At 67.6% G+C, this 17427-nt stretch carries 14 protein-coding genes; 5 read left to right on the top strand and 9 right to left on the bottom strand.

Annotated elements, in window-relative coordinates:
- Nucleotides 1-10: 10 nt before the first annotated feature.
- The 3 genes from ACIP1U_RS03930 to sauS form a co-directional block, all read right to left on the bottom strand.
- A complete protein-coding gene (locus ACIP1U_RS03930; RefSeq protein WP_400312048.1) occupies nucleotides 11-1303 on the bottom strand; it encodes an MFS transporter in 1293 nt (430 codons plus the stop codon).
- A gap of 228 nt (nucleotides 1304-1531) precedes the next feature.
- Nucleotides 1532-3070 carry an acyl--CoA ligase gene (locus ACIP1U_RS03925; RefSeq protein WP_400312046.1) on the bottom strand — a complete coding sequence of 513 codons (1539 nt, stop codon included), beginning with the start codon at nucleotides 3068-3070 and terminating at the stop codon, nucleotides 1532-1534.
- Nucleotides 3067-4512 carry an acylating sulfoacetaldehyde dehydrogenase gene (sauS, locus tag ACIP1U_RS03920; RefSeq protein WP_400312043.1) on the bottom strand — a complete coding sequence of 482 codons (1446 nt, stop codon included), beginning with the start codon at nucleotides 4510-4512 and terminating at the stop codon, nucleotides 3067-3069. Before sauS ends, ACIP1U_RS03925 begins: the two co-directional genes overlap by 4 nt.
- A 189-nt stretch (nucleotides 4513-4701) precedes the next feature.
- On the opposite strand from sauS, the gene ACIP1U_RS03915 reads away from it, so the two are divergent.
- Nucleotides 4702-5460: an IclR family transcriptional regulator gene (locus ACIP1U_RS03915; RefSeq protein WP_400312040.1), complete on the top strand. Its 759-nt coding sequence runs from the start codon at nucleotides 4702-4704 to the stop codon at nucleotides 5458-5460.
- Nucleotides 5461-5543: 83 nt separating this feature from the next.
- Here ACIP1U_RS03915 and ACIP1U_RS03910 read toward each other — a convergent pair whose 3' ends face one another.
- From ACIP1U_RS03910 to ACIP1U_RS03895, 4 genes are all read right to left on the bottom strand, one after another.
- Nucleotides 5544-6341, bottom strand: coding sequence for a BPSS1780 family membrane protein (locus tag ACIP1U_RS03910; RefSeq protein ID WP_400312037.1), 798 nt, complete (start codon nucleotides 6339-6341; stop codon nucleotides 5544-5546).
- Nucleotides 6342-6347: 6 nt separating this feature from the next.
- Nucleotides 6348-7340 (bottom strand): homoserine kinase, encoded by a 993-nt coding sequence (locus tag ACIP1U_RS03905; protein WP_400312034.1) that lies wholly within the window; start codon nucleotides 7338-7340, stop codon nucleotides 6348-6350.
- 142 nt (nucleotides 7341-7482) lie between these two features.
- A complete protein-coding gene (locus ACIP1U_RS03900) occupies nucleotides 7483-7896 on the bottom strand; it encodes a hypothetical protein (protein WP_400312032.1) in 414 nt (137 codons plus the stop codon).
- A 244-nt stretch (nucleotides 7897-8140) separates the two neighbouring features.
- Nucleotides 8141-9100 carry a TIGR00730 family Rossman fold protein gene (locus tag ACIP1U_RS03895; RefSeq protein ID WP_400312030.1) on the bottom strand — a complete coding sequence of 320 codons (960 nt, stop codon included), beginning with the start codon at nucleotides 9098-9100 and terminating at the stop codon, nucleotides 8141-8143.
- Nucleotides 9101-9104: 4 nt separating this feature from the next.
- Between ACIP1U_RS03895 and polA the strand changes: the two genes are divergently transcribed.
- From polA to ACIP1U_RS03875, 4 genes are all read left to right on the top strand, one after another.
- Nucleotides 9105-11915 (top strand): DNA polymerase I, encoded by a 2811-nt coding sequence (gene polA / locus ACIP1U_RS03890; RefSeq protein ID WP_400312028.1) that lies wholly within the window; start codon nucleotides 9105-9107, stop codon nucleotides 11913-11915.
- A gap of 151 nt (nucleotides 11916-12066) precedes the next feature.
- Nucleotides 12067-13392, top strand: a complete 1326-nt coding sequence (locus ACIP1U_RS03885; protein ID WP_400312026.1) for an NAD(P)/FAD-dependent oxidoreductase — start codon at nucleotides 12067-12069, stop codon at nucleotides 13390-13392.
- An 89-nt stretch (nucleotides 13393-13481) separates the two neighbouring features.
- Entirely contained in the window at nucleotides 13482-14360 is an 879-nt protein-coding gene (locus tag ACIP1U_RS03880; protein ID WP_400312023.1) for a dienelactone hydrolase family protein, read from the top strand.
- A 223-nt stretch (nucleotides 14361-14583) separates the two neighbouring features.
- Complete coding sequence (locus tag ACIP1U_RS03875) at nucleotides 14584-15396, top strand: ZIP family metal transporter (protein ID WP_400312022.1); 813 nt, start codon at nucleotides 14584-14586, stop codon at nucleotides 15394-15396.
- 19 nt (nucleotides 15397-15415) lie between these two features.
- Here ACIP1U_RS03875 and ACIP1U_RS03870 read toward each other — a convergent pair whose 3' ends face one another.
- Nucleotides 15416-16273, bottom strand: coding sequence for a sulfurtransferase (locus ACIP1U_RS03870; RefSeq protein ID WP_400312020.1), 858 nt, complete (start codon nucleotides 16271-16273; stop codon nucleotides 15416-15418).
- 58 nt (nucleotides 16274-16331) lie between these two features.
- On the bottom strand, nucleotides 16332-17255 hold the full coding sequence (locus ACIP1U_RS03865; protein ID WP_400312017.1) for a DMT family transporter: 924 nt from the start codon (nucleotides 17253-17255) through the stop codon (nucleotides 16332-16334).
- Nucleotides 17256-17427 lie beyond the last annotated feature (172 nt).

Genomic DNA, 17427 nt, shown 5'->3' with positions numbered 1-17427 from the left:
GCTGGCAGGCTCAGGACAGCGCGTGCCGCACTTCGCCGGCCTTGGACTCGGGGCTGTCCACGGTCCGCAACGGATTGATGAACAGCGATGCCACCGCGCCGACGCCCAGCAACGCCCCCGAGATCATGAACGGCAGGTCATAGCTGCCGGTCCGCTCGATCAGGTAGCCGAACACGACCGGCGACACCATGCCGGCCAGCCCGAAACCGGTGTTCATCATGCCGCCCGCGGTGCCGGCGTACTTGCCGGCAATGTCCAGCGGCAGGCTCCACAGCACGGCGTTGGTCAGCTCCAGGAAGAAGAACGACAGCGACAGCAGGATCACCGCGTTGACGGCATCGGCCGTGAAGGTCATCGGTGCGATGAACATCAGCGAGCCTGCCAGGCCGACGAACAGGATCGCGCCCCGAGCCAGGCGCAGGTTGCCGGTGCGCCGGTAGATGCGGTCCGACAGCACGCCGCCGAGCGTATCGCCGACCACCCCTGCCATCAACGGCAGCGCGGTGAACAGCGCCAGTTGCTTCAGGTCGAAACCGCGCGCTTCCTTCAGGTACGACGGCAGCCACGTCAGGTAGACCCACAGCGACCAGCCATAGCAGAAGTCGACGAAGGTCACCAGCCACATGCGGCGGAACAGCCGCCGCCACGGCGTGGGCGCCTTGGCCGCCTGCTGCGAATCGCCGCGCCGGTAGCCGATCTCCTGCAGTTCTTCCGGCGTGACGCGCTTGTGCTTGTCGGGCGAGTCCTTGAACGTCATTGCGTACAGCACGGTCCAGCCCAGGCTCACCACCCCCAGCACGACAAAGGCTTCGCGCCATCCCGCCGCCGCGACGATGGCCAGCACGATCGGCGGCGTAATTGCTCCGCCCAGCCGCGCGAAGCTGTGCGTAATGCCCTGCGCGAAGCCGCGTTCCGCCACCGGCATCCAGTAGGTGAAGGCGCGCGTGGCGGTCGGGAACGCACCGCCTTCGCCGATGCCCAGCACGAAGCGCAGCACCACCAGCATCATCACGCTGCCGGCAAAGCCGGTCAGCACCGTGGCCACGCCCCAGATCAGCGACAGCACGATCAGCACCTTCTTGGGCCCGAATTTGTCGGACATCCAGCCGCCCAGGATCTGCATGGCGGCATAGGGATAGGCAAAGGCCGAGAACACCAGCCCCAGCTGCGAAGACGTCAGCCCCATCTCCTCGCGGATCAGCGGGGCGGCAACCGAGATGTTGACGCGGTCGATATAGGCGATGAAGTACATCAGGCACATGACGCCGAGGATCATGTGCCGGGTCTTGATGCGTTGCTGCATAACCACCTCCTATGCGCGGCGGGCGCGCGTGGTGTTGACGGGGCGGCGGCCGGCGCATGGTCCATTGCCATGCGCTTGCGGCTCGCCGGGGCGCACCAGGGATGAGTCCTGGCCGCGCTGCCCCGTCCTTGAGCAATCAGCTGTGTGTCTCTGTGCGTGTCTCCGGATGTCGTGATGGCGGGTAAGCGGACTCCTTGGCTAGGGTTAGGGAAGGGAAGAGGCGTCAGGTCAGGCAGGGTCCAGCAGCTTCAGCCGCTGCACCTTGCCGGAGGGCCCGCGCGGCAATTCCGCGATGAAGCGGAATTCCCTGGGCGTCTTGTAGCGGCCCAGTTCGCGCAGGCAGTGCGCGCGCAGCGCTGCGTCGTCGCAGGCGGCGGCTTCGCGCCTGACGACGAAGGCGACGATCTCCTGCCCGTACGCCGGGTCGGGCACGCCCACCGCCGCCGCTTCCAGCACGCCCGGATGGCGCAGCAGCGCTTCGTCGATCTCGCGCGGGGCGATGTTCTCGCCGCCCTTGATGATCAGTTCCTTGGCGCGACCGGTGATGTAGAAGTAGCCCTCCGCATCGCGGTAACCGAGGTCGCCGGTGCGCAGCCAGCCGTCGGGCGTGAAGGCCTCGCGCGTGACCTCTGGCGCCTTGTAGTAGCCCGCCATCACGCTCTCGCCGTGCAGCACGATCTCGCCGGTCTCGCCGTCGGGCAGCGGTTGCCCATCGCGTCCGACCACGCGTGCTTGCGTGCCGGAGGGCCGGCCGATGCTGCCGATGCGCCGCTGCTGCGGATCGAGCGGATTGCTGAACGCCGGCGCCGCGGTTTCGGTCATGCCCATGGTCTCGATCACGCCGATGCCGAAGCGTTGCTCGAACGCGCGATGGTGCTCCGGCGGCAAGGCGGCGGAAGCCGAGCGGCAGAAGCGCACGCCGGCGGGCGCACGGCCGTCGGGATCGTTGAGCAGGTAGGCGATGATGGTCGGCACCACGTTGAGCCAGGTGCAGCCATGGCGGGCAATGTCGTGCCAGAACGCGCTGGCCGAGAAGCGCGTCGGCATCACCACCGAACCGCCATGCACCAGTGGCGCGATCGCGGTCACCACCAGCCCGTTGATGTGGTACAGCGGCAGCGTGGCCAGCACGCGATCCCCCGCGCCGAGCGCATGCTCGCGGCTGACGCTGGCGCCGTTGGCGGCCAGGTTGCGGTGGGTCAGCAGCACGCCCTTGGGTGTGCCCGTGGTGCCGGAGGTGTACATCAGCAGCGCCGGATGGTGCGGTTGCGGCGGCGGAAGGGGGGCAGCGCCGGCCTGCCGTACCGGCAGCGCGGGCAAAGTGTTGCCGTCCGGCGCGGTGACCACCACTGGCACCTCCACGCCGGCTTCGGCCAGCGCCGTGCGGATCGCGGCTTCGCCTTCGGGCGACGTGAAGACCAGCCGCGTGTCCGCGTGCCCGACGATGTAGCGCAGTTGCGCGGGCTGGCACAGCAGGTTGATCGGATTGGCCACCAGCCCGCACGCCATGGTGCCGAGCAGCAGCCGCGCGGTCTGTTCGCCGTTGGGCAGGTACACCGACACCGTCTGGCCGCTGGCGAGGCCGGCCTCGGCATAGCAGCGGCCAAGCGCGTCCGCGTCGGCGGCCAGGGCGCTGAAGCTCAGCGCGCGGCCGCTGTCGGGAGACAGCAGGTAGGCCTTGTCGGGAAACTGCGCGGCACGGGCGGCCAGCAGCGTGGCCAGCGTGGCCAGCGTGTCGGGCACTTCGGGTCGGATGCGCGCGTTCATTGGCCGACCCTCGCGAAATAGTCGCCCAGCAGTTCGCGCTCGTCGGGTACGCGCTCGGCGATCGGTTCGGCGATGCGCGTGATGTTGAGGTATTGCCGCCAGCCGAGGTTGTCAGAGAAGTTGTTGCCGCCCCAGGTGCCGCAGCCCATCGACAGCGAGAACGGCAGGCCGTTGTCGAAATTGCCGCCGGTGGCGAAGCAGTGCGCCTGGTTCACGATCACGCGCGCCACCGGCAGTTCCTGCCCGAGTTGCAGCGCCTGCTGCGGATCGGCCGTATGCAGCCCGACGGAGTGGCCCGCACCCATGTAGTCGTAGAGGCTGGCCACGCGCGCCACGGCGGCTGTGAAATCGGCGGCGCGGTAGAGCGTGAGCACTGGCGACAGCTTTTCGCCGGAGAAGGGATAGTCGCTGCCGACGCCGGTCTCCGGCACCAGCAGCATGGTCGGCTGCAGCGCACGCACGCGCGCCAGGCCCGCCAGCTCGGCCATGCGCAGCGCGCTCTGGCCGGTCATGTCGCCGGCGAGCTTGCCATGCCGCCACATCAGCGCTTGCAGCCGCGCCTTTTCCTCGGCCGTCAGCAGCACGCCGCCGACAGCGGCAAGCGCTTCGAGCATGGAGTGGTAGACCGCGTCGAGGATCACCAGGCTGTTCTCCGACGAGCAGCTGGTGGCGTTGTCGAAGGTCTTGGAGCGGACGATCTTTGCCGCCGCATCGCCCGGCGCCGCGCTGGTATCGACGATGGCGGCCACGTTGCCTGCGCCCACTCCGAACGCCGGCGTGCCGCAGGTGTAGGCCATGCGCACGTTCGCCTGCGAGCCGGTGGCCACCACCAGGTCGGCCAGGCGCATCAGCTCGGCGGTCGAGGCTTTCGACACCGGCGCGGGCAGCATCTGCACCAGGTCGGCGGGCAGGCCGGCGCGCGCGAATTCGGCGTGGATGAATGACAGCAGCAGTTCGCACGTGCCCTGTCCCTTGGGCGAGGGCGCGACCACCACGCTGTTGCCGCACTTGAGCGCATTGATGATCTTGTTGGCCGGCGTCGCCCCGGGGTTGGTCGACGGCGTGATCGCGGCAACCACGCCGACTGGCCGCGCGATCTCGGTGATGCCGGTGGCCGTGTCACGCGCGATCACGCCGACGGTCTTGCGTCCGTGCAGGTCGCGCAACAGGCCCAGTGTCTTGCGATGGTTCTTGCGGATCTTGTCGTCGACGTTGCCAAGGCCGGTGTCGGCCACGGCCCGCTCGGCCAGCTGGCGGTTACGCGCGGGCTCCATGATGGCCCACGCGGCGGCGGCCGCGGCACTGTCGACGGTGGCCTGGCCGGCACGCGCGAACGCGCGCTGCGCCTGCCGGGCGCGCGCCACGATCGCATCGACCTGGTCTTCCTGCGCGGGCACATCGGTGGGATGGGACTGCTGGCGCTGCAGTGTCTGCACACTCATGGATCGGCTCCGGGGTTGGATCGCGGGGTTGGTGGGTAGGTCCGCCGCAGCGGCCCCGGATCGAATCTAGAGAACCCAGACAGGCATGCCGTCCCAATTTGTGCGCTTTCGCGAGCACGGCTGCGGGCTGCAACCGGTAATGCAGATTTCGGGACGCCATGGCGTCCCGGAATCCGCTAAATTGCATCCATGAGCAATCACTCGAACGCCGCCGCGGTGCGCGCCTTCCGCATCCTGGAGATCCTGTCCGCGGCCGACGGGCCCATGCCGCTGTCGGCCATCGTGCAGGAGATCGGCCTGCCCAAGCAGACCGTGCACCGCATCCTCAAGCAGCTGGAAAGCACCTGGCTGGTATCGCGCACGGCGGGCAGCCCCGGCTATGAATGTTCGTCACGCGTGCGCCAGCTCGCGGTCAATGTGCTGATGCAGGCGGGTCCGGCCGCGGCGCGGCACGCGATCCTGCAGCAACTGGTCGACAAGGTTGGCGAGACCTGCAACCTGACCATGCTGTCGGGCGACGACGTGGTTTATCTGGACCGGGTCGAAACGCAATGGCCGCTGCGCATGCACCTGCAGCCTGGCTCGCGCGTGCCGCTGCATTGCACCGCCAGCGGCAAGCTGCTGCTGGCGTTCCTGCCTTGCGCGCAGCGCGAGCGGCTGGTGTCCAACCTGCCGCTGCGCGCGCATTCGGCGCGTACCATCACCGATGCCGCGACCCTGCATGCGGAACTGGCCGAGACGCGGCGGCGTCGGCTGGGCATCAACAACCAGGAAAACCTTGAGGGGATGATTGCAGTGGCGGTGCCGGTGATGCGCAACCGCAGCCGCGCCTGCGCGGCGATCGCGGTGCAGGCGCCGCTGGCGCGGATGACGATGGACCGACTGATGGGATTCGTGCCCGACCTGCGGATGGCGGCGGACGCGATGGTGAAGACGTTTGGGGAGTAATTATGGGCGTGTTTGCCGCCGGTGTGCTCCCCTCTCCCGCTTGCGGGAGAGGGGGCAAACCATCAGCGCTGAAAAATGCAGACTTAAACCACCGGCGCTGCCGGCTCCACGCCCGGCGGCGTCACGTTGAAACACCCGCGGTACGTGGCATAGAACGAGCAATACAAGATCGCCAGCATCAGCAGCGAATACGGCGTCACCAGGAACGACAGCACCGTCTCCGCCCCGAACGCGCTGAACACCGCTTCCAGGAAGAACGGGATTGCCACCAGCAGCATTGCGAACAGCACGATGTAGGTGAAGAACGCTCCCCGGTTACGCCAGCACGCGGTCCAGCTGAAGAACAGCGCCTTGACCGGTGGCACGCCGTGCCAGGCCGCCAGCAACGGCGCGAACCAGAACATCATCGCGATCGGCGTGTATAGCAGCGCGCCGATCATCATCGCGTAGTACAGCTGCCGCACCGCTTCGGCCGAGGGCGCTTCTTCCTTCAGCACGATCGGCACCAGCGCGCTCATGTCGACCACGGCGCCGGCGATCAGCCCCAGCAGGAACACCAGCCCGGCGTAGATGCCGCCCAGCACCAGCAGGTTGCGCGTGGCTTCCTTGCCGTTGGTGCGAAAGCCCGCCAGCAGCACAGTGGGCAGCACGCGCTTGTTCTGGATCACGTCGCGGCATGCGGTCATGACGCCGACCGACAGGCCCGGCGTGACCACCAGCAGCGCGATGATGCCGATCAGCGGCACCACGATGGCCAGCTGCGCGGCGATCAGGTAGACGAACAGCAGCATCAGGAAAGTCAGCGGATTCTTGCGGAACAGCCAGATACCCTGGCGGAACCAGACGTAGCCTTCCTTGGCAGGAACTTCCAGTAGTTGCATGACGGATCAGATCCAGGGGAGCGGGCGCGCGGGACTGGCGTCCAGGCGCCGGCGCAGGATGCGTTCGAAATGAGTGGGGTCGTGCGGCTGCAGCATGTCGGCCTCGCGCGGCAGGTAGAAGTCCCACAGCCGCGATACCCAGAAGCGCAGCGCGCCCGCGCGCAGCATGTCTTGCCAGTGCGCGGCCTCGGTGCCGGTCAGTGGCCTGACCGCATGATAAGCCCGCAGCATCGCCTGCGCCCGCGCGTGGTCAAGTTCGCCGTTGGCCAGGTCGATGCACCAGTCGTTGACGGTGACCGCCAGGTCGAACAGCCATTTGTCGTTGCCGGCAAAATAGAAATCGAAGAAACCGCCGAGACGGTGGCGTCCGCTGCCGTCTTCCTCGAACAGCACGTTGTCGCGGAACAGGTCGCAGTGGCACGGGCCTTCGCCCAGGCTGGCGTAGTCGGCGCTGGCAAAAAATGCGGCCTGGCGCGCGATTTCCTGTTGCAGCAGGGTACGCTGGCCGGCATCGAGGAAAGGCAGGATTTCGGGCTCGGTCCGCTGCCACCAGGCCAGGCTGCGCAGGTTGGGCTGGCGGCGCGGATAGTCCTGGCCGGCCAGATGCATGCGCGCCAGCATGTCGCCGACTTCGGCGCAGTGCTGCGCGTCCGGCGTCAGCTGCGAGGCGCCAGGCAGGCGCGTGACGATGGTGGCGGGCTTGCCCTTGAGCGGGCGCAGGATCTCGCCGTCGCGCGCCGGGATCGGCGCCGGCACGCGGATGCCGCGCTCGGCCAGGTGCGCCATCAGGTGCAGGTAATAGGGCAGCTGCGCGAACGACAGCCGCTCGAAGATGGTCAGCACGTACTGGCGTGTCTGGCCATCCTGCTCCAAGGTTAGGAAGAAATTGCTGTTCTCGATACCCGAGGCGATGCCGCGCAGTTCGCGCACTTCGCCAAGGTCGAAATCAAGCAGCCAGCTGGCGATCTCGTCCTGCGAGACCGTGGTGAATACGGCCATACTCGTTGTGTGAAGCGAATCGGAAAGCGGCGGCAAAACAAGGGCCGCCGCCGCGGCATGACTGCCGGAGGGCCGGCGCGGCCCGGTCATGCCGGGCCGTGGGTCAGCGTCCCGCCGCCGCTGCGGCAGGGCGCTTGCGTGGTCAGAACTTCAGGTTGACCGAGGGCACGCGGTTGACATCGTGCTCGCGGATCCGCGGCGAGCTGTCTTCCGGCTTGCTCATCTCGTACTTGGTGCCAAAGCCGGACTTGACCTGGATATCGGTGGCCCGGCCCTTGTCGCGGTACTCGCGCACCTGCGTGCCGTCGCGCTCGTTGAGCTGGAAGCTCGGCTGGCGCGGCTGGTTCAGCTGCGTCTTGGCTGCCGGCGCGATCGGCTGGTTGTTGATCTGGTTCAGTTCCTGTTGCGTCAGTGCGCTGCTTTCCTGGTTGCCCTGTGCCAGTACGGGGGCTGCCAGCGCGAACGTCGCGGCAGCCGCGGCCAGCAGGCGCAGGCCTGCGGGCAGGGGGTCTTCGGACCGGGCAGAACGGCACGACCGGGTGGAACGGGAGGTCATCAGGGGCTCCTGTGCGGCGTCGCGGCGCCATAAGGGCAATAAGGGCGGCGGGCGGCGCCGCGGCATGCGGCGGTTGGCTGCAACCCGGCGGCGCCGGGCTTGGCAGAACGGACAGGTTCCATTCTAGCAATTCTGCCGTCGCTGGAGGCCGGGCCGTGCCCCGCTGCGCACCCGCGCAACGCCCGGTGTGCCGGACGCGTGGCTTGCGGTGGCAAGCCGGCCGGGCCTGGGCCCGGCGGTGCGCTTACAGGTAGAACATCTCTTCCTTGGGCGGAATCGGCTTGTCGCCGCCACGGCGCTCGTAGTAGTCGTAGACCGCTTCGAGCACTTCATGCGGCTCGTCGACGATCTTCATCAGGTCGAGGTCGTGCTCGGCGATCAGGCCCATCGGCAGCAACGTGAAGCGGAACCAGTCCAGCAGGCCCTTCCAGAAGCGGCTGCCGAACATGACCACCGGCACCGAACGCGACTTGCCGGTCTGCACCAGCGTCAGCACCTCGGCCAGCTCGTCCAGCGTGCCAAAGCCGCCCGGCATCACGATGAACGCGTCCGAGTTCTTGACGAAGGTGACCTTGCGCGTGAAGAAGTGGCGGAAGCGCATGGCAATGTCCTGATAGGGATTGCCCTGCTGCTCATGCGGCAGTTCGATGTTCAGGCCCACGCTGGCCGACTTGCCGGCGTGCGCGCCCTTGTTGGCCGCTTCCATGATGCCGGGGCCGCCGCCCGAGATGACGGCGAAGCCGGCATCGGAGAACAGCCGCGCGATCTCGATGGTGCGCTGGTAGTAGGGCGAATCCTCGCGCAGGCGCGCGCTGCCATAGATCGACACGGCCGGGCGGATCTCCGAGAGGTACTCGGTCGCCTCGATGAACTCTGCCATAATCGTGAACATTTGCCACGATGCGCGCGCCTTCTTTGCGGTAGCGCGGTCTTCGTCGGCCAGCGCACGCAGGCTGGGGATCATCTTGCGCGGATTGGCGCGCGCGGCCGCGGCGGCGGCGGCTTCTGCCGATTTCTGCGCTGCCACTTCGGGCGGATGGCCTGCGGCGGCGGCATCGGCCGCGGCAGCTACGGCCGCGGCGTGTTCGGACGCTGCCTCCGGCGGGGGTTGCACGGTATCGCCGGAAATATCGGAAACATCCGGATCAGCAAGGGGGGCGGTCGAGGCACCGCCCGCAGCGGCACCAGTCAATTTTGAGTCCATGGGAATGTCGGATAGTCCAAAAACACTCTTGCTCGTCGACGGATCGAGCTATTTGTATCGCGCTTATCACGCTCTGCCGGACCTGAGGAATGGAGAGGGTCTGCCCACAGGGGCAATCTACGGCATGATCAACATGCTGCGCAAGCTGCGCAACGATTACCCGGCAGAGTATAGCGCCTGCGTGTTCGACGCAAAGGGCAAGACCTTCCGCGACGACATGTATCCGGCCTACAAGGAACACCGCCCGTCCATGCCGGAAGACCTGGCCCGCCAGATCGAGCCGATCCACGAGGCAGTGCGCGCGCTGGGCTGGCCGATCGTGGTGGTGGACGGCGTGGAGGCCGACGACGTGATCGGCACGCTATCGCGCCAGGCCACCGAACAGGGCGTGCGTACGGTTGTATCCACCGGCGACAAGGACCTGGCGCAGCTGGTCAATGACCAGGTCACGCTGGTCAACACCATGAGCGGCGAAGTGCTTGATCCCCCGGGCGTGGCGGCCAAGTTCGGCGTGCCGCCCGAGCGCATCATCGACTACCTGTCGCTGATCGGCGATGCGGTCGACAACGTCCCAGGCGTGCCCAAGGTGGGCCCCAAGACCGCGGTCAAATGGCTGGCCGAGCATGGCTCGCTCGACGGCGTGATGGCCGCCGCGCCGGGCATGAAGGGCGTGGTGGGCGAGAACCTGCGCAATACGCTCGACTGGCTGCCGATGGCGCGCCAGCTGGTCACGGTCAAGACCGACTGCGACCTGAGCAAGGCCGTGGCGGATTTCCACGCGCTGCGCGAGATCGGCGAGGACAAGGACAAGCTGGTCGAATTCTTCCAGCGCTACGGCTTCAAGACCTGGCTGCGCGAAGCCACCGGCGAACGCTTACCCGACGCGCGCGCGCAGGCCCGCGCGGCCGCGGCGCCGGCGCAGGGTGGCCTGTTCGATGCGCCGGCTGCGTCCGCTGACAATGTCGTCCAGGCGGCAGAAGAGAGCGCGCCCACCGAGATCCGCCACGAGACGGTCACCACCCAGGGCATGCTGGAAGACTGGATGCGGCGCATCGAGACCGCGCCGCTGGTGGCGATCGATACCGAGACCGATTCGCTCGACCCCATGCAGGCGCAGCTGGTGGGCATCTCCTTGTCGGCGACGCCTGGCGAAGCCTGCTACATCCCTGTTGCGCACCGCGGCCCGGACGTGGCCGGCCTGTCCGAGCACGGGCAGCTCTCGCGTGAATTCGTGCTGGAGCGCATGCGCGGCTGGCTCGAAGACGCCAGCCGCCCCAAGCTCGGCCAGAACCTGAAATACGACATCCACGTCTTCGCCAACCACGGCGTGACGCTGCGCGGCGTGGCGCACGACACCATGCTGCAGAGCTACGTGCTGGCCTCGCACCGCAACCACGGCATGGACAGCCTGGCCGAGCGGCTGCTCAGCCTGAAGACCATCACCTACGAAGAGGTGTGCGGCAAGGGCGCCGGCCAGATCGGCTTCGACCAGATCGACCTGGCGCGCGCCACCGAGTACGCCGCCGAAGACGCCGACGTGACGCTGCGCCTGCATCGCAAGATGATCCCGCAGGTGGAAGCCGCCGCAGGGCTGCGCCGCGTGTACGAAGAGATCGAGATGCCGGTCTCGGTCGTGCTGCAGAAGATCGAGCGCAACGGCGTGCTGATCGACGCCGAACGCCTGGCCGCGCAGAGCGCCGAGCTGGGCCAGCGCATGCTGGCGCTGGAGCAGTCCGCTTACGAGGCCGCGGGCCAGCCGTTCAACCTGGGCTCGCCCAAGCAGATCGGCGAGATCCTGTTCAACCAGATGAAGCTGCCGGTGGTGAAGAAGACCGCCAGCGGCGCACCGTCGACCGATGAAGAGGTGCTGCAAAAGCTGGCCGAGGACTACCCGCTGCCCAAGCTGCTGCTCGACTACCGCGGCCTGGCCAAGCTCAAGTCCACCTACACCGACAAGCTGCCCAGGATGGTCAATGCGCGCACCGGCCGCGTGCACACCAGCTATGGGCAAGCCACGGCGGTGACGGGCCGGCTGGCATCGACCGAGCCCAACCTGCAGAACATCCCGGTGCGCACCGAGGAAGGCCGCCGCATCCGCGAAGCCTTTATCGCCGAGCCGGGCAGCGTGATCGTGTCGGCCGACTACTCGCAGATCGAGCTGCGCATCATGGCCCATATCTCGGGCGATGAGAACCTGCTGCGCGCCTTCGCCAACGGCGAGGACATCCACCGCGCCACCGCGGCCGAGATCTTCGGCGTGGAGCGCGATGCGGTCAGCAGCGAGCAGCGCCGCTATGCCAAGGTCATCAACTTTGGCCTGATCTACGGCATGAGCGCATTCGGGCTGGCCAGCAACCTGGGCATCGAACGCGACGCGGCCAAGCACTATATCGACCGCTACTTCATGCGCTACCCGGGCGTGGCGCACTACATGGAAGAAACCCGGCAGACCGCGCGCGAGCAGGGCTATGTCGAGACCGTGTTTGGCCGCCGGCTGTGGCTGCCCGATATCAACGGCGGCAGCGGCCCGCGCCGCCAGGCCGCCGAGCGCGCGGCCATCAACGCGCCGATGCAGGGCACGGCCGCCGACCTGATCAAGCTGTCGATGATCGCGGTGCAGGGCTGGCTGGAGCGCGACGGTCTGCAGACGCGCCAGATCATGCAAGTGCACGATGAACTGGTGCTGGAAGTGCCCGAGCATGAGCTGGAGCTGGTGCAGGCGCGCCTGCCGGAGTTGATGTGCACGGTGGCGCAGTTGCGCGTGCCGCTGGTGGCCGAGGTGGGCAGCGGCGCCAACTGGGAGGAAGCGCACTGAGGTTGAGCTGACAACCCTCCGCCCGCGTTGCATGGTGGTATCGATTGAAGCGACTGCTGAGTCGGGCTATGCGGCTTGCCAGGCATGCTGCAATGCAGCAGACTGTGGTCATGCCTCAGGCACGGATTTCACAATACGCATCGGGTAGACCATGACAGAAGCAAAGGCGCACCGCATCGTTGTCGTCGGCGGCGGGGCAGGAGGGCTGGAACTGGTAACCAGGCTTGGCGACAAGCTTGGCAAAAAGGGAACGGCGCAAGTGGTTTTGGTAGACCGCCTGCCCACCCACATCTGGAAACCGCTGCTGCATGAGGTTGCGGCCGGCAGCATGGATCCCAACACGCACCAGCTCGAATACGCGGCGCAGGCGCGCTGGCACCACTTCGAGTTCCAGCAGGGCGAGCTGACCGGTATCGACCGTGCCCGCAAGACCATTGCCGTGTCGGCGTGCTACGACCAGGACGGCGCCGAGCTGCTGCCCGCGCGCGAGCTGCCGTACGACACGCTGGTGCTGGCGATCGGCTGCGTCACCCACTTCTTCGGCGTGCCGGGCGCCGCCGAACACGCCATCGCGCTCGATACCGTGGCGCAGGCGGAACGCTTCCGCAAGCGCCTGATCGCCGCCTGCGTGCGCGCGCAGAACGGGCGCGGGCGCATGGGCGAGGACGGCCGCCCGCGCGTGGACGTGGCCATCATCGGTGCCGGCGCCACCGGCGTCGAATTGTCGGCCGAGCTGCGCAACACCGCGCATGTGCTCAGCGCCTATGGCCTGCACCGTCTCGACCCGCGCCGCGACGTGCGCATCCATGTGGTCGAGGCCGGCCCGCGCATCCTGCCGGCGCTGTCGGAGCGGGTCTCGGCCGAGACCGCCAAGCTGCTGAAGAAGCTCGATGTCGATGTCTTTACCAGCGAGCGCGTGACCGAGGTCACGCAGCAGGCCGTGCTGACCGCCAGCGGCAAGACCATCGATGCCGACCTGACGGTGTGGGCCGCGGGTATTACCGCGCCGCCGGTGCTGGCGACGCTGGGGCTGCCGACCAGCCGCCAGGGCCAGATCGTGGTCGGCCCGACGCTGCAGAGCGAGGGCGATCCCGACATCTTCGCCTTCGGCGACTGCGCCAGTTGCCCATGGCCGGAGAAGCAGACTTCGGTGCCGCCGCGCGCGCAGGCGGCGCACCAGCAGGCGACTTTCCTCTACCAGGCGTTGTGCGCGCGGCTCGATGGCAAGCCGCTGCCGTCGTTTGCCTTCAAGGACTTCGGCTCGCTGGTGTCACTGGGCCACTTCAGCGCGGTCGGCAGCCTGATGGGCGGGCTGATCGGCGGCTCGATGTTTATTGAAGGGCTGATGGCGCGCGTCATGTACACCTCGCTGTACCGGATGCACGTGATGGCGCTGCACGGCGCGGTCGGCATGGCGCTGGATACGGTGTCGCACTGGCTGCGCAGCAAGACCAGCCCGCGGGTGAAACTGCACTGAGGGAAATGAGCACGAAGCGTCATGTCTGCTTAGAATCGGTGGCTGGCGATTTTTTGGCACGCCAGCCACCAACATTCCTGGAGACACGCATGCTCAAACCCGAAGTGGAAAGCCTCGTCCCCGGCCAGACTTTCGACCGCCGCGGCTTTGTGAAAACCGCGCTCGGTTCAGCCTTTGCCGCGGCAGCCTTGCCGGTGATGGCCCAGCAAGCCATCAAGACCGATTTCGCCGGCCTGACCGCCGGCGAGATCACGATTCCGTCCGGCGGCTTCAGCATGCCCGCCTACCGGGCCCAGCCGGAAGGCAAGAAGAACCTGCCGGTGGTGCTGGTCATCAGCGAGATCTTCGGCGTCCATGAACACATCGCCGATATCTGCCGGCGTTTTGCCAAGCTCGGCTACCTGGCGATCGCGCCCGAGCTGTTCGCGCGCCAGGGTGACCCGCAGAGCTTCGGTACCATCCAGGAACTGCAGCGCGAGGTGATTGCCAAGGTCTCGGACGCCCAGGTCATGGGCGACCTTGACGCCGCGGTGGCCTGGGCGGGCGCCAATGGCGGCGACGTGTCGCGCCTTGGCATCACCGGTTTTTGCTGGGGCGGCCGCATCACCTGGCTGTTCGCGGCGCACAGCCGGCAACTCAAGGCCGGCGTGGCCTGGTACGGCCAGCTGTCGCCGGAGCCGACGCCGCTCAAGCCCAAGAACCCGACCGACCTTGTCGGTCAGTTGCATGCCCCGGTGCTCGGCCTGTACGGCGGCAAGGACACCGGTATTCCGCTGGAGCATGTGGAGAAGATGAAGGCGGCGCTGGCGGCTTCGTCCGACCCGGCCGCCAAGGCCTCGCGCTTTGTTGTCTATCCGGAGTCCGGCCACGCCTTCCATGCCGACTACCGGCCCAGCTACCGCGAGGCCGATGCCAAGGATGGCTGGCAGAAATGCCTCGCCTGGTTCAAGCAGCACGGCGTGGCCTGACCTGACCTGGCCCGCCACCAGGGCGGCCCGGCCGTCGGCAGGATTGCAAACTGCCGGCGGATACGTACAATGCGGCCTTTGAGTTATTGCAACATTGTTGCGTTAGCCGTCCGGCGCAATGCGGGCGGAACGGCGGAGCTGCTGAACGTCCTTTACGTCCTTAAGGGATGGCTGAAAGGCCGGCAGCGTCGCCACCTGGGAGCCCATCATCCATTCGACGCTTTTGTACATCCTGCTCGCCGCCACGATCTCGGGCGTGGGCAGCATCTTCGGGGCGGCGCTGCTGTCGCTGACCGTGGCGTCCCGCGTGGTCGAGCGCATGGTGAGCTTTTCGGTGGGCGTACTGCTGGCCACGGCGCTGCTGCATTCGCTGCCGGAGGCGTTCGAGTCCGGCGCCGACCCGCGCGCGCTGTTCGGCACGCTGCTGGCCGGGCTGCTGGGCTTCTTCCTGCTGGAGAAGATCTCGCTGCTGCGGCACTCGCACCACCACGAGGGCGACGGGCACCACCACCACCACGGCCATGACCGCGAAGAGGCGGGGCGCAGCGGCCTGACCATCCTGGTGGGCGATACCTTCCACAATTTCGCCGACGGCATCGTGATTGCGGCGGCCTTCCTGGCCGACCCGCATATCGGCGTGGTCACCGCGCTGGCGATCGCCGCGCACGAGATCCCGCAGGAAGTGGGCGACTTCATCGTGCTGCTCAACGCGGGGTTCTCCAAGGCGCGCGCCTTCGCCTTCAACCTGCTGTCGAGCGTGGCGGCCATCGCTGGCGGCCTGGTCGGGTATTTCCTGCTCGACGAGATGAGCGGCTGGATCCCTTACGTGCTGGTGATCGCCGCCAGCAGCTTCCTCTATATCGCCGTCAGCGACCTGATGCCGCAGATGCAGCGCAAGCCGCGCTGGCGCGAGTCGGCGATCCAGGTGGTGCTGGTGGCGGCGGGGATTTCGGCGATCGTCTTTATCACCAACGGCGTGCACGAGCGGCACGGCCACGGGCACGGCAGCGCCGCGCCGGTGGCAACTTCGCACTAAGCCGCACCAAGCCGGATCCTCAGGCGGCGCCCGTCGCCACCGGGCGCGCCGGGTCGGCGCACCATTCGCTCCACGAGCCCGGATAGAGCGCCGCGCCGCCCAGGCCGGCAGCTTCCAGTGCGAGCAGGTTATGGCACGCCGTGACGCCGGACCCGCACTGCATCACCGCCTGCGCGGGCGCGCGCTGGCCCATCACCGCGGCAAACTCCGCGCGCAGCGTTTCCGGCGACTTGAAACGGCCTTCGGCGTCGAGGTTGTCTTTGAAGAAGCGGTTGACCGCGCCGGGGATATGGCCGCCGACCGGATCCAGCGTTTCGTTCTCGCCGCGGAAGCGGTCGGGCGCCCGCGCATCCACCACCAGCAGCGCGGCACGGCCCAGGTTGTCGAGCAACGCGGCCGCGTCCACGGTCGGCACCAGCGACTCGCGGCGCGAAATCTTGCCGGGAAACTCCGGCTCGGGGGTGGCCTCAGGCTCCAGCGGCATGCCGGCCTTGATCCAGGCGTCCTTGCCGCCATCCAGCACCGCGACCTCGGCATGGCCGACCCAGCGCAGCAGCCACCATAGCCGTGCGGCGAACATGCCGCCCTGCGCGTCGTAGGCCACCACCGGGGTGTTGTCCTCCACGCCCAGCGCCTGCATCCGCGCGACGAGGTCGTCGGCGTCGGGCAGGGGGTGGCGGCCGTTGCTGCCGGTCTTGCGGCCCGACAGTTCATTGTCCAGGTGCAGATAGAACGCGCCCGGCAGGTGGCCGCCCTGGTATGCCTCGCGACCGGCGGCGGGGTTGGCCAGGTCGAAGCTGCAGTCGATCACGACGCACCGGTCGTTGCCGGCCAGCAGCGCCTGCAGTGCGGCGACGGAAATCAGCGGTTTCTGCATGGGAATCCTGTAGCGAGCGAAGGGAACGACAGCATACTGGATGCTACCCCTCGGGATGCTACACCTCGGGATGCACTTCCGCCTCCGGCGACTTGACCGGCGTGGCCGGCGTCGGTTTGGCGTCGGTGCCCTGGCGCGCGCGCATCAGCGTGGTGGCGATGCCGCTGGCGATGATCAGCCCCATGCCCAGCCACGACAGCCAGTTGAGTTGGTCGGACCAGATCAGCATGCCCCAGACACTGGAAAAGACGATGCCGGCGTATTGCAGGTTGGCGGTCAGCAGCGTGTTGCCGCGCTTGTAGGCGCGCGTCATCGCGGTCTGGCCAAGCGTTGCCAGGATGCCGATGGCCAGCAGCAGGCCGGCGCCATACCAGGTATGCGGGCTGACGCCGGAGATCAGCATCCACGCCAGGCCGGCGATCATGCCGACCAGCGAGAAATAGAACACGATGCGGCCCTCGGGCTCGCCCAGCTGGCCGAGCTGGCGCACCTCGACATACGCCAGCGCGGTGAAGACCCCGGAGATCAGGCCGACCAGCCCGCCGGTGAGCTGGTCCTTGCCGACCGAGGGCTGCAGCAGGCAGATCACGCCGCCAAAGGACAGCAGGATCGCCAGCACCAGGCGCCGGTCCGCATTGCCGGCGGTGCCGGCCAGGGCGGCGCTGGCGCCGAGGATCAGTGCGATCCACACCGGCGACATGTAGTTGAGCGTCATCGCGGTCGCCAGCGGCAGCAGCGTGATCGAGGTGAACCACAGCATCAGCGCGGTGACGCCGAACACGCTGCGCTTGATATGCGACAGCATATATGGCGTGCGCACCGGCACGCCGCGCGACGACAGCAGCACCCACATGATGACCACGCTGATCAGGCCGCGGTAGAACACGATCTCGCCGGTGGTGTACAGGTCGGATGCCAGCTTGACGCCCACCCCCATCAACGAGAACGAGAAGGCGGCGAACAGCATCCAGAGCGATTGCATGGCGGGGGCGGGAAGGGGTGTGGTGCGGCGCGGGGTCTTGCGAAAGGCGCGGGCGGCGGCGTTGCGCCCCGGCGTTGCGGAGCGATGATTCTATCAGCGCACATCGCGCCCCAAAGCAAAACGGACCGCCGCGGCGGTCCGTGATGGCGCAAGGCGTGCGGTTATCGCACTG

Source organism: Cupriavidus sp. NPDC089707 (genome assembly GCF_044748965.1).
Classification (GTDB): Bacteria; Pseudomonadota; Gammaproteobacteria; order Burkholderiales; family Burkholderiaceae; genus Cupriavidus.
This window is presented reverse-complemented; position numbering and strand designations above follow the sequence as displayed.